Source organism: Ktedonobacter sp. SOSP1-52 (assembly GCF_016587395.1).
In genome coordinates this window covers 67,809-81,066 of the sequence record NZ_BNJH01000004.1, presented here as the reverse complement: position 1 = coordinate 81,066, position 13,258 = coordinate 67,809, and the positions used below count along the sequence as shown (strand labels likewise).

The window sequence follows — 13,258 nt, the reverse complement described above, 5'->3', positions numbered from 1 at the left end:
AAGCATCGCTCTTGTTCTATTTTTGCTCTGCTATAGAGAATGACGAGAAGACGCGCCAAAGGACGCAGGGGCAAGATTGCTGGCGATGAGATATTCGACAATCACCACATCACGCCAGAGGCCATCGAGTTGCCCATGTTTTTCGTAGATGCCCACTTCGCGAAATCCCAGTGAGCGTAGCAGACCACGGCTGGCCTTGTTCTCCACGAACACGCGTGAAACAATTTTCCAGAACCCGGCAGTCGCGCTCTCCTGCATGAGGTGGGTCATGGCCAGGCGTCCCGCCCCCTTGCCTCGCCAATCGCGGCGAACATAGACCGAAAATTCCGCGATACCAGCGTAGCAGGGACGCGAGCGATAGGAGGAGGTGGAGGCATAGGCGATAAGGTCTTGCTCCTGCTCCACCACCATAATGGGATGGATGCCGTCAAACCAGGATGCCACCATGGCCTCGGTACGTAACTGCGTCTCAAACGTCCCCACCCGGTCCTCGATCCCCTGATTGTAAATGGTTGCAATCGCCGAGGCATCGGCAACCGTGGCTACTCGCACTCGCATGCTGCCTCTCCCTGATCCGTGTTTTCGCAGGTACCCGCTTCCGTCGTTAGGGTCTGTAAAGCTTGCTGGAGGAGTTCCAAAGAGGAACGGACCATCTCATGTTGTGCTGCGGGAATATGTTCAAAGGTTTGTGTTGCCAGGTCATTGAGGGTCCTATTCAGCTCGGCCAGACGTGCCTCGCCTGCGGTAGAGAGGGACAGTTGCACTGTTCGCCGATCCCGTGTACTGGGGACTTTCTCTACCAGTCCTTCCTGCACCAACTGCTCGATGGCGCGGCTGGTCCATCCCTTATCCAGGCCAATCCGGCGACTCAGTTCTGCCAGCGTCACTTGCCCACTCCGCCCCAGTTCGGTGAGCACCGTACACTGGGTAGAGGTCGTTCCTCCACAATAAGTCACACAATTGCGTTGTAATTGCACATGTAAGCGGGCCACCTCGCGCAACAAGGCCCCTGCCGAGACATGCGATCTCATTGTCTTCCTCCGATCTTTTTCGTTGCTTGACACAACGAGCGATATGGAGAATGTATCATCTCTCTTGTGTTGTTGTCAATAGCAACGTTGAATGCAGCAACAAACAAAGGAGGACGCACCGTCGTGTGACCATGTTAGCAGTGCAAGCACTGATGTGTTGGGGATAGTGCTATTGTGAACTGAAGCCAGCCTGAGCATCCTCAATTGTCCCTTGCTCGCCAATGTGAATTGTTGGGATTGGCTCGTTCCAGTTACTCTTATGAGTCTGTCCCTTGCACGCTACACATGGTCTTGGGGTAGCATTTCTTTGTGCGTGCCCCTCTCTCAATCCCTGCTGAGGAGGATCTTGCTCTGGCGAACTGAGAGAGGCAAGTTGTGTTGGCATCTGAAGGAATAAGAGGAAGTCACCTGTGAGGATTGAACAAACTCACTCATCATGAAAACGGTATCCAATACCAGAGTCATGAAAGGCAGTGTAGCATAATCCTCAAAATAATGTCAAAATTCAGCATGAACTTCTTAAAAATACCTTAAAACAGGGGCAATTGTGGAAGTTTCCCTGGTAGGAATGATGCATCCCACAGGGATGCAAAAAGGGATTTCTTTTCCCAGAACGAAGAGGTGAAGTTGCCCCAACTCAGGAGAAATCAGGAACAGAAGGAAACGTTCCTTCCCCTACAAATTGAAGCGCTCATCATGAGACACGCAAAAGAGGCTGAAGTGAAATCGCATCACTTCAGCCTCTTCCTCTTTGGCTCCAAACCTTATGAGATGGTGACCACTAGTCCCTTTTTCTCCAACAACTCATGGATGTCACCCAGTAGTTCCTCTAAGTCATGAGGTTCTAGAAGCATACCTTCATCAAGAGGAGGGTAAATAGGCGTTGCTCACGCTTTGAACATGACCTGCTTGCGTGGAGAACGTGAGACACATTCTCCCCTTGCTTTTCGTTGCCTCTTGCGGAGCAGGTCAATTTAATCATCTTTTTGGCAAAGAAAGCAGCGATGCTGCTGAGCAGATGCTCTCATACGTGAGACGTTCATTGCTCGAAGCCACTGCTGTTATCGTCGCTCAATGCCCAAGCCACTTTTGACGGTCGAGAGATCATAGGTGCCTCCCCGTTGCTCGTAGCCCCCGGTGAAGGGATCTTCAGCCAGGAGCATGGGGGTATCCAGGTCAATGAAGCGGAAGCCACCCAGGCCAGCCACAAAATGTGCGGAGGCGCTGATCGCCAGGCGTGACTCGATCATAGCCCCGACCATAAGCTGCGTGTTTGTGCTCCGGCAGAGCGCGGCGATGTCCAGCGCCTGCACGAATCCCGACTTCATCAGCTTAATATTGATTACATTTACAGCTCCCATACTGATCAGGCGCCAGGCATCGGCCGGGCTGCTGACGCTCTCATCGGCGGCGATGGGCACCGAGGTGTGGTTGGTAATATAGCGTAGGCCCTCGAAGTCGTCCTTGGCGACTGGCTGCTCCAGGAGCAGGGGGCGAATATCGCGATCATTTAGGGCTTCAAGACAGAGTAGGGCCTCGTTAGGGGTATAGCCCTGGTTAGCGTCGAGGGTCAGGCCTACATGGGGCGCGCCACTGCGAATGGCCTCCACGCGGTCAACATCCTCGCGCAGACCTCCACCCACCTTGACCTTAATGCTGCTAATACCCTTCTCGACCGCGTCCTGCGCCAGTTCATAGCCGTGCTCAGGCGAGACCAGGGGGATACTCAAATCAGTCTCGACCGAGCTTGTGGCCCCACCAAAGAAGGTGTAGAGCGGAATGCCATAGGAGCGGGTTAGCGCGTCGAGGATCGCCATCTCCATGCCAGTACAGACGGTGGCCTGGGCGTAGAAGTGGCTCCGAATCAGCTTGGCGAGGACACGCCAGTTGGCCACATCCTGTCCACGCAGCAGCTCGGCACAGCCATGGGCAGCGGCCAGAGCGGTTTCCTGGGACTCGCCCGTACTAGGCGGGAAGGGCGCGCACTCGCCATAGCCCACGCTGCCATCTTGTAAGGTGATAGTGATGAGGACGTTACTTGCGGCATTCACGCTCCCAGTCGCGATAGCGAAAGGTTCGAGAAGGGGAATAGTTAAAGGTTCAACGGTCACAGAGGTAATGGTGGTACGAGTCATGTGGGCTGCTGCCTTTCTGCTTGTCATTGATGCATGTATCCTGGTTTGTGGGTCGCTTGCCAGAGCATAGTAAAAAATATACTTTTTAGTACATTGGGAACGGCTTAGATATGCTTGTATTGTATAACATCAGGCAGACTCCCTAATAGCCACCAGGAGCCAGGGGAGCGGGTTACCTATAGTTTATGTGAAGATAAGCGCTTCAGCCATCAGGCTGAAGCGCTTATCTTCACATAAACTATAGGTAACTTCTACAAACCGAAGCTGGTGCGGTTGCGCTGGCGGTCGGCGTGGCGCTCAAGGGCGAGCTCGACCAGGCGGTCAATCAACTCGGGATAGGGGATGCCGCTGGCCTCCCAGAGCATGGGATACATGCTGATCTGAGTGAAGCCGGGAAGAGTGTTAACCTCGTTGATGTAGACCTTGTTGGTCTCTTTCTCCAGGAAGAAGTCGATGCGCGAGAGGCCACTGAGGTCGAGCGAGGTGAAGGCGATGAGGGCCTGGCGGCGCATCTCTTGCGAGAGCTCCTGCGAGATTTCGGCGGGGATAATGACCTGGGACTTCCCGTCGACATACTTGGCTTTGTAGTCGTAGAATTCGTTGTTGGGAACGACCTCGCCCATAACAGAGACGATAGGCTCGTCATTGCCCAGGACGGCGCACTCAAACTCGCGACAGTTGATGTTGCGCTCAATGATGATCTTGCGGTCGTACTCGGCGGCGACATTGATGGCGTGTACCAGTTCGGCGCGGTCGTGCGCCTTGTTGATGCCCACACTTGAACCCAGGTTGACGGGCTTGACGAAGCAGGGATAGTTCAACTGCTCCTCAACGGCGTTGAGGATGCTCTCGGGATCCCGTTCCCACTGGTTGCGGCGGTAGACGAGGTACTCCCCAACTGGCAGTCCTGCGCGCTCGAAGATCATTTTCATCTTCTCTTTATCCATGCCCAGGGCCGATCCCAGGACGCCGCAGCCGACGTAGGGGACGTCCGCCATGTCTAGCATGCCCTGCAATGCGCCATCCTCGCCTGTGGTGCCATGCATGACGGGGAAGATCACGTCGATGGCTCCCTGTTTCTCTAGTTGCTCCTGGCTGCCATTGACCGGGATGAGACGGCGCAGGTTGGGGTCGCCGGTAAAGGTAACGGCAGTGCTCTGCTCTAGTTCGGCCTCAGCCTGGGCGCTCTTCTCGGCCTCGATCATGCGTGTTGGTTCGACACCCAGCAGCCACTTGCCCGTTTTGTTGATGGCGATGGGAACGACCTCGTACTTATCAGAATTGATGTTTGCGATGACCGATTTGGCGGAGTTGAGGGAGACCTCGTGCTCGCCGGAGCGGCCGCCGTAGATCAGGCCAATGCGAATTTTCTTCGCGCCTGGCTCATTATGCTGTGTCACGGATGTGATCCTTTCGTGTGTTGCGCTGGAAATAGGTGTATTTTACTTTACATCACTCTGAGATCTGTTTGATCAGAGTATCCATGCCGAGGCCGAGGGAGGCCTTGATGAGCACGAGATCATCGCCGCGCACCTGCTCCTTGAGGAGGTCGGCGGCGGCGCGCTTGGCGGCATCAACCTCGGCGCTGTTCTCCAGGTCGGCGCTATAGAAGTAGGCGTGATCCTGGGACATGCCAGCTTCCAGGGCACCCTCAATAAAGAAGCGCGCTTGCTCACCTATGGCGACGATGTAGTCGACCAGGGAGGCCAGGGCGGCGCCACAGGTACGGTGCTCCTCGCGTGCATACTGCCCTAATTCCAGGATATCACCCAGCACCGCCCAGCGTTTACCGTGGGGCGCGAGCGTTGATCCATGCATGGCCTGGGCGATGGCGAGGATGGACTGGCGATTGGCGTTATAGGAGTCGTCAATCAGGGTGCTGCCATTGGGGCCGGGCTTGATCTCGCCACGGCGTTTGGCTGGTTTGAGTTCTTCGAGCGCCTGCCGAATAACATCTAGAGGCAGGCCAGCGGCACAGCCTACCGCTGCTGCGGCCAGGGCAATCGCGATGCCATGATCACCAGGAATATGCAGTTGAACGGGAACCTCCTGGTCCTGGTAGCTGAGCACAAAGCTGCGCCCAAAGAGTTGGTCGCCGCCAGGCTTGCTGGCGCGGACGTCGGCGCCTTCTCCCTGACCGTAGTAGATCACGCGGGCGCTGGTTTTGGTGCTCATGGCGCGCACATTGGGATCATCATAGTTTAGCAGGGCGATCCCATCGGGTGAGAGCACCTGGACCAGTTCACTTTTGGCGATGATGACCTGTTCCTGCGAGCCAAAATATCCTAGATGGGAGGCGCCCACATTGGTGATGACCGACCAGTCCGGGCAGGTGATGCCACTGAGCATCTTTAGCTCGCCCACCCATTGCGCGCCCATCTCCAGAACCGCGTAACGATGCTGGGGCTCCAGGCGTAGTAGCGTAAGGGGATAGCCGATCTCCGTGTTATAGGAGGCTAGAGTCTTGAGTGTGGGCGCGTGGCGCTCCAGCACGGCGGCGATGGCCTCTTTGGTGCTGGTTTTGCCGTTGCTACCGGTAATACCGATATAGGTGGTCTCGGGCTGGCGGCGCGTGCGCGCGTGAGCCGTGGCATGTAGGGCCGCGACTACGTCGGGAACCACGATCTGGAGAAAACCCTCAGGTACATCCTCGACGGGATGTGTGCAGAGGGCCGCGCTGGCCCCGGCCTGGGCCGCTTTATGAATAAAGGCGTGTCCGTCGACTTTGGCGCCTTTGATGGCAATAAAGAGATCACCGGGTTTGACCTGGCGGCTATCGTGATGCGCCTCGGTAAAGGTCATAGCCGGATCAGGTGTTGTTGTGCTCACAAGCTGCACTTGCGCCTGTGCGTTTTGAGATTGCTGTAGGATGTCGGCGAGGGTGAACATAGAGAAGAAAACCTCCACAACCCTATGGTTTTGGTGCAATTATATCATGCTCAACTAGTACCTTCGCACCTGCGGTGCTCAGAGATAAGTATAGAGTAGGCTGTTTGGTGGGCTCCGCCCACCAAACAGCCTACTCTATACTTACTCTATATAAGCTACTTGACAATGATAAGTTAATGTGGTAAAACATAGTCAAGATATGTTGCTATTCGAAAGTAAGTGGCTTGACAAATGCAAGTTATACATGCTAGAATGTAACTATCATAAAGAAAGTTGCTAACAAAAGCATATTTGCTTTTTTAGGAGGTATATCTAATGGCCTGGGAAATCGATCCTACACACTCACACGTCAATTTCTCCGTGAAACATATGATGTTCAGCACAGTTCGCGGTAGCTTCAAAGTCTTTAGCGGTAAGCTGCACATCGACGAGCAGAATCCTGCCGCCTCCTGGGTTGAGGCCCAGGCTGATACGGCCAGCGTCGATACCAGCGATGCCAATCGCGACGGCCACCTGCGTAGCGCTGATTTTTTTGATGCTGAGCAGTTTCCTGTTCTCTCCTTCAAGAGCACCAATGTTGAGCGCGCGGGCGATGGCTACAAAGTGACCGGCGACCTGACCATCCATGGTGTGACCAAGTCAGTCGTTTTTGATGCCGAGTACCTGGGTCAAGGTAAGAACCCCTGGGGTGCGACCGTGGCCGGCCTGAGCGCGACCACGAAGATTAATCGCCGCGACTTCGGCCTGACCTGGAGCGCCGCTCTGGAGACCGGTGGTGTGCTGGTTGGCGACGATGTCAAGATCGAGATCGACCTGGAGACTCAGAACAAGGGCTAATTCCCTCCTGAGAAGCAGAAAATAAAAAAGAGGCAGCGTGTGTTCTCAAACTTGAAAACACACGCTGCCTCTTTTTTATTTGAGAATCCCTCCTGCAAAAGAGGGCGTCGACATTGTACAATAGTAGCGACATCGGCCTTGAGAGGCGGTCATCAGTGTCAATGTAGACATTTGTAAGGAGAGAGTGGTATGAAAGCGGTCATTATTACCAGGGCGGGCGGCCCTGAGGTATTAGAGGTACAGGAGATCGCCACCCCCGAACCGATTGGGGACCAGGTCCTGGTGCGCGTGAAGGCGGCAGGTCTCAATCGCGCGGACATCTCGCAGCGTATGGGACACTACCCGGCGCCTCCAGGATATCCAACCATTATCCCCGGCCTGGAGTTCGCGGGCGAGGTGGCGGCGGTGGGCCCCATGGTGCGCCGCTGGCGTCCTGGACAGCGCGTAATGGGGATTACAGGCGGCGGTGGACAGGCTGAATATTTGCTTATCCACGAGGGCCTGCTGGTAGAAATTCCCGAGAACCTGGACTTTATCCAGGCGGCGGCGATTCCTGAGGTATTCATCACTGCCCATGACGCCTTGTTTACCCAGGGTGACTTGAAGATGGGTGAGCGCCTGCTGGTACATGCCGCTGGTAGTGGTGTGGGGACGGCAGCGATCCAACTGGCAAGCGCTATGGGTTGTACGGTGTATGGCACCTCGCGCACCGCTGATAAGCTTGAACGCGCCAAAGAGCTGGGCCTGGATGTCGGTCTCTCTACCGAGAATTTCGCGCAGGAAGTCAAGGAAATGACGCATGGCGAGGGCGTGCATCTCGTGCTGGACTTTATCGGAGGCCCCTATATGGAGGGGAATCTGGAGGCGCTCGGCCTTTGGGGTCGCCTGGTCTTCCTGGCGACACTGGGCGGAGCCGATGCCAATGTTAACCTGGGCAAGGTCATGGCCAAACGTCTGAGCATTCGTGGTTTTACCCTACGCTCACGCACCCTGGAAGAGAAACTGGCGGCCACGCGCCACTTCGCGGTCCAGGTTGTACCCTTGCTCGCCAGAGGTAGGGTCAGGCCAATTGTGGAAGAGGTTTTCCCCATTGAGCGCATCTCTGAGGCGCACAAGGTGATGCAGGCCAACCGCAACTTCGGCAAGCTAGTGCTGGCCCTCGGTTAAGCAAACAGACAATCGGCGACAGTGTCGGAAGGGCCGACGCTGCTAAAGCACGCGTCTACATATAATGGTGTGAAATACCCCGCACCATTATATGTAGACGCGTGCTTTAGCAGCGTCGGGATTCTAAGCGAAATGAGAACAGGTCTCTCTATCCGCTGTGCTATGCGTGTATTTTTAGAGTGGTATGAGTGGCATGAATAATCTGGTCTGTGCTATTGTTTTTGTATAGAGAAAGAACTTTATGTTTCAAGGTTGAAGCAATGGGTTATAGAGGGGTTGCACTATGCATATTAAATTGTCACGATTGTTGTGGCGTGGTCTCATTCTGCGTTGTCCCATCTGTGGGAAGGGCAAATTGTTCCGCCGTCCTTTCAAAATGTATGATCAGTGTCCATACTGCGAGTTTCCCTATGAACGTGGGGAAGAGGGGTACTTTACCAGTTCTATGGCCATCAACCTTGTACTCAGCGAGTTCATCGTTGTCGGCTTTACCGTGCCTCTATCGGCCATGCGGACCGTGTCTTTGGCTCTAATCTGGGCCATTGGTATTCCTATGACGGTCTTGCTGCCATTCCTCTTCTTCCATCATAGCCGGAGTTTCTGGATGTCGATAGATCACTTCTTCAACCCGGTTTCACGTGAACACCTGGAGACACGCACGCGTATCTTCGAGCTTTCGAGTAAAGAATAAGGATGTAGCCAGGGGAGGCGTACCTCCCCTGGCTACATCCTTATTCTTTCTCTTTCTCTTCGGCGGCCTTCTTGTGGCGGCGAAGGTGACGCTTGGCGGCTTCACGCTGTTCTTTGGCCAGGTCGTCCTGGGGATTGAGGTGCAAAGCTTGCTCGGCGCAGGTTAGGGCCTCATCATAATGCTTGAGGCTATTGAGGACATGCGCCTTTTCGCGTAGCGTCCAGGCGTCATTGGCGTCTAGTTGCAGGGCCTTGTCATAGGCCTGAAGGGCTTCTTCATAGCGCTTGAGCTCTTTGAGCGCGAAGCCTCGGCGTCCGTGGGCGAAGGCGTTGTGTGGCTCCAGTTTAACAGCCTGGTCGGACTCATGTAATGCCTCCTCATAGCGCTTAAGCTCATTGAGCACAAAGGCTTTTTCGCGATAGAACCAGGCATTCTTAGGGTCAAGCGCCTGCGCTTGATTGTATGCCTGTAAGACCTCTTCATAGTGACCGAGATTCTTGAGGGCGAAACCCTTCTGGACATAGGCATACATATCGTGCGCATCGAACTGGATCGCCATATTTGCCGCCTCGACTGCCTCTGGATAGCGCTTAAGAAGATTGAGGACGTGGGCCTTCTCGCGATAGGTCCAGCCATCGTGTGGATCAAGAGTCAGGGCCTGGTCATACGCTTGAAGCGCTTCGGCGTGGCGACCGAGATTTTTGAGGGCGAAGCCCCGGCGACCATAGGCGAACTCGCTTTTGGCATCCAGCTCAAGCGAGCGATCGATACATTTGAGTGCCTCATCATAATGTTTGAGCGTGTTGAGGACATGCCCCTTTTCACGCAGGGTCCAGGCGTTATTGGCGTCCAGCTGGAGCGATTGGTCGTAGGCTTGCAGGGCCTCCTGGTAGCGGTGCAGCTCTTTAAGCGTATAGCCGAGATAGGCATACATCCAGCCATTATTGGTATAGCCGAGCTTAATAGCGTCATTGAGTGCCGTCAGGGCCTCCTCATAGCGCTCAAGGTGATACAGCGCGAAACCCTTGCCACCATAGAGCCAGCCGTTGGCGGGATCAAAGTGCAAGGCTTGCTCAAAATATGCCAGGGCCTCGCTATAGCGCTCGATGTCATTGAGCTTGTGCGCGGTTTCGCCATAGAGCCTGGCCTTATCTGGATCGAGAATAAGCGTGGGTTGTTGCGAGACCGGCGTAATGGGCGGTGGCACGGGGGCTACCTCAGGCGTGGATGTTTGCGCCTGGGAATTAGAAGCACTTCCTGCAGCTATGGTGGTTGGCAGGCGGCGCGTCTTTTTAGCGTTGCTTGCGGCCTGGGGCTGGTTTTGTGCGTCGCCCTGCGTCGTATGGGGTGTACTCTCTGTATCCGCATCGGCTGAGACGGTTGGTGTGTAGCCCTGAGTGGGTGTAGAGGAGGCTGGCTGGTCAGCCAGGATTGTGGGCGCGATGGCCGGGCCGGTGGGAGACTCTACCATGAGGGTAGGAGCCAGGGGCTGTTGTTGCTGGTTTGCTGGCTCTACCATAACGGTCGGGGTGAGTCCCTGTGGCTGGGCGGGCACGGCGTAGATCGTCTGCGTTGTGTAGCCAGCGTTGAGTGCCAGGAGGAAGTCCGCCACGGAGGGGAAGCGTTGCTCGCGATCCTTGGCCAGGGTGCGCAGAATCGCCTGCTCTGTATAGGGTGGAATTGTCGAGTTTATCTGCGTGGGTGGGGTCGGTACCACCTTGGCATGCTGGAACCAGATGGTCTCGATACTGGTATCGGTGAATTGAAATGGCAGACGCCCGGTGAGGAGTTCATAGGCCATGCAGCCGAGGGCGTACTGATCGCTTTTGATGCTGCTTAAGCCTTCAAACTGTTCAGGGGCCATGTAAGCCGGGGTACCACTGCGGTTGGCGAGTTGCGTACGCGTCGAGGTAAGAGTTACGGCGATGCCGAAATCGGCGAGCAGCGCCTCGCCCTGGTCGCCAAAGAGGATATTCTCTGGCTTGAGGTCGCGGTGCACCACCGATTGTTGATGCGCGTAGTTCAGACCATCGCCAACCTGGTTAAGGATGCGCAGCGCGTCGGCGACGGGAAGAGGCGTCCCCTGCTGTTTGAGCAGGAGATCGCGTAGGGAGCCGCCCGCGGCATAGGCCGCGACGAAATAGGGTACACCTTCATCGAGTCCCGCGTCCTGCACAGGCAGGATATGTGCATGCTTCAGGCGACGTAACAGGCGTGCCTCATCAAAAAACTGCTGCTCGGAGGCCGGATCAGTCAGATTAGTATGCAGAATTTTGAGGGCGACGACAGGTTCATCGGCGAAGATAACATGTTTGGCCTGGAAGACGCTGCCATATGAGCCGCGCTGTACCTCAGCCTGAACAAGGTAGTTTCCAACTTGACGCCCGACGTAGCTCTCCGAATTCGCTTGCGTATTGCTCATAAAGACTTCTACTCCTGGTTAATATATGGCCAGTCTTGCTCAGGTGTGCGAGATGCTCAACATATCCAGGTTTATTATAGAGAGGTGTTACCTATCAAGCAAGAGGTCAAGTTTTCGCGCCTGCGGTGCTCAAGGGTAAGGGGATGTTGGTGCAGGTGGCGAGCCACTGGCTCGCCACCTGCACCAACATCCCCTTACCCGAGGTGAGCTTGCGAGCTGATGAGAGAGAACTATTGTCATGTGCTCCATGTGGCGTGATATGATACAGGTCATAGTCGGCAACAGCGTTGTTGTTTCTTACGCCAAGTGAGATGTAAGGAGGCATGTATGACGCAGGCGAAAACCCCGAATATGCTAGATTATGAAGCTGAGCGCCGCGCGTTCGCGCTTGAGGTTCCCGAGTATTTTAATTTCGCAACCGATGTGATTGGTAAATGGGCGCAGGATCCGCAGAAATTAGCGATGTTATGGCTGGGACAGGATGGGGAGGAGCGACGCCTGACTTTTGCGCACTTCGCGGAGGCATCGAGCCGGGCGGCGAATGCCTTCTCACTGTTGGGGATCCGCAAAGGCGACACCGTACTGGTCATGTTGCCCCGCGTTCCCGAGTGGTGGGAGAGTGTGCTGGGATTGATGAAATTAGGTGCCATTCCTATCCCCTCGACGACTCTGCTCACAACGAAAGACATCCAATTTCGTATCAAGGCTGCGGAGGCGCGTGCAATTATCACGGACAGCGAGGGAGCCCGAAAATTTGAGGCGGTGCGTGATCAGTGCCTGACCATCACCCAGGCAATTCTAGTAGATAATGATGAGCCTGGTGAAGGCTGGCACAGCTACACGCATATCACAGGCAAGGCTCTGCCAGATTTTTCAGGCCCCAAGACGCGTAGCGACGACCCCTGCCTGATCTATTTTACCTCGGGGACCGTGGGCAACCCTAAGATGGTGCTGCATACCCAGGCCAGCTATCCCATTGGACATACCATCACAGGGAAATACTGGCTCGACCTGCATGAGGACGACCTGCACCTCAATCTCACTGAAAATGGCTGGGCAAAAGCCGCCTGGTCCAGCTTGTTTGGCCCGTGGAGCATGGGTGCGGCCATCTTTGTCCAGGACGCGCGCGGAAAATTTAACGCGCTGGAGACTCTGGAACTACTGCATACCTATCCCATTACCACCTTTTGTGCCGCCCCTACGGCCTATCGTATGCTGGTATTGGATGAACCGCTGGCCTACTTACAGTCCCATCCACCAAAGGCGCTACGCCACTGCGTGGGCGCGGGCGAGCCGCTGAATCCCGAGGTCATTCGTCTCTGGGAAGAGAAGACGGGCCTGACTATTCGTGATGGCTATGGTCAGACGGAGACGGTCTTGCTCTGTGGCAATTTTCCTCCTCTCACAGTCAAGCCTGGCTCAATGGGCAAGCCCTCGCCAGGTTTTGAGATCAGCATCATCGATCACGATGGCAGCGAACTTCCACCGCATAAAGAGGGCGATATCGCGGTACGTATCAAGCCCGAGCGTCCGCTGTGGATGTTCCAGGAGTACTGGCGCAACCTTGAGGCGACTCAGGCCAGCATTCGAGGCGATTGGTACATTACCGGTGACCGGGCCTATAAGGACGAAGATGGCTACTTCTGGTTTGTTGGACGGGCGGATGATGTTATCATTACAGCCGGTTATCGCGTTGGACCCTTCGAGGTTGAGAGCGCGCTGAAAGAACATCCAGCCGTTGCCGAGTCGGCTGTTGTGGCCAGCCCTGACCAGATGCGAGGCGAGATTGTCAAGGCATTCGTAATCCTGGCCCCGGGCTATGAGCCAGCGGACTCCCTGGCGCGCGAACTACAGGAGCATGTTAAAAACGTCACCGCCCCCTATAAATATCCCCGCGAAATCGAGTTCGTCGAGACACTCCCAAAAACTATCTCCGGCAAGATCCGGCGCGTGGAACTCCGCGAAAGAGAGCACAACAAAAAGAGCTAGGCTGTATGTAGAGGCATAGAGCCATGCGCGTCGGTCAATATCTCATGGAGTCAGGTAAGTTGGGTGCAGGGATGCCGGAGGCATCCCTGCACCCAAC

General features: G+C 55.3%; 10 protein-coding genes. 4 read left to right on the top strand and 6 right to left on the bottom strand.

Translation table 11 applies throughout. The annotated features are described in order from the left end of the window. Positions 1–30 precede the first annotated feature (30 nt). The 5 genes from JMJ16_RS35515 to murF all read right to left on the bottom strand — a co-directional run bounded on the left by JMJ16_RS35515 (position 31) and on the right by murF (position 6,055). Positions 31–558 (bottom strand): arsinothricin resistance N-acetyltransferase ArsN1 family A, encoded by a 528-nt coding sequence (locus JMJ16_RS35515; RefSeq protein WP_201389373.1) that lies wholly within the window; start codon positions 556–558, stop codon positions 31–33. Next, on the bottom strand, positions 543–1,031 hold the full coding sequence (locus JMJ16_RS35510) for a MarR family winged helix-turn-helix transcriptional regulator (RefSeq protein ID WP_201389372.1): 489 nt from the start codon (positions 1,029–1,031) through the stop codon (positions 543–545). Before JMJ16_RS35510 ends, JMJ16_RS35515 begins: the two co-directional genes overlap by 16 nt. 1,061 nt (positions 1,032–2,092) lie before the next feature. After that, entirely contained in the window at positions 2,093–3,166 is a 1,074-nt protein-coding gene (locus tag JMJ16_RS35505) for a dipeptide epimerase (RefSeq protein WP_201389371.1), read from the bottom strand. A gap of 251 nt (positions 3,167–3,417) precedes the next feature. Then, complete coding sequence (locus JMJ16_RS35500) at positions 3,418–4,566, bottom strand: D-alanine--D-alanine ligase (protein ID WP_201389370.1); 1,149 nt, start codon at positions 4,564–4,566, stop codon at positions 3,418–3,420. A 52-nt stretch (positions 4,567–4,618) separates the two neighbouring features. Next, complete coding sequence (gene murF / locus JMJ16_RS35495; RefSeq protein WP_201389368.1) at positions 4,619–6,055, bottom strand: UDP-N-acetylmuramoyl-tripeptide--D-alanyl-D-alanine ligase; 1,437 nt, start codon at positions 6,053–6,055, stop codon at positions 4,619–4,621. A 315-nt stretch (positions 6,056–6,370) separates the two neighbouring features. Here murF and JMJ16_RS35490 point away from each other — a divergent pair, with 315 nt between their 5' ends. The 3 genes from JMJ16_RS35490 to JMJ16_RS35480 all read left to right on the top strand — a co-directional run bounded on the left by JMJ16_RS35490 (position 6,371) and on the right by JMJ16_RS35480 (position 8,750). Continuing rightward, complete coding sequence (locus tag JMJ16_RS35490) at positions 6,371–6,892, top strand: YceI family protein (protein WP_201380770.1); 522 nt, start codon at positions 6,371–6,373, stop codon at positions 6,890–6,892. A 189-nt stretch (positions 6,893–7,081) separates the two neighbouring features. Next, positions 7,082–8,059, top strand: coding sequence for an NAD(P)H-quinone oxidoreductase (locus JMJ16_RS35485; protein ID WP_201370782.1), 978 nt, complete (start codon positions 7,082–7,084; stop codon positions 8,057–8,059). Between the two features lie 283 nt (positions 8,060–8,342). Further along, positions 8,343–8,750: a DUF983 domain-containing protein gene (locus JMJ16_RS35480; RefSeq protein ID WP_201370784.1), complete on the top strand. Its 408-nt coding sequence runs from the start codon at positions 8,343–8,345 to the stop codon at positions 8,748–8,750. A gap of 40 nt (positions 8,751–8,790) precedes the next feature. Here JMJ16_RS35480 and JMJ16_RS35475 read toward each other — a convergent pair whose 3' ends face one another. After that, positions 8,791–11,172 carry a tetratricopeptide repeat protein gene (locus JMJ16_RS35475; protein WP_201389366.1) on the bottom strand — a complete coding sequence of 794 codons (2,382 nt, stop codon included), beginning with the start codon at positions 11,170–11,172 and terminating at the stop codon, positions 8,791–8,793. A 327-nt stretch (positions 11,173–11,499) separates the two neighbouring features. Between JMJ16_RS35475 and JMJ16_RS35470 the strand changes: the two genes are divergently transcribed. Continuing rightward, a complete protein-coding gene (locus JMJ16_RS35470) occupies positions 11,500–13,161 on the top strand; it encodes an AMP-binding protein (protein WP_201389363.1) in 1,662 nt (553 codons plus the stop codon). Positions 13,162–13,258 lie beyond the last annotated feature (97 nt).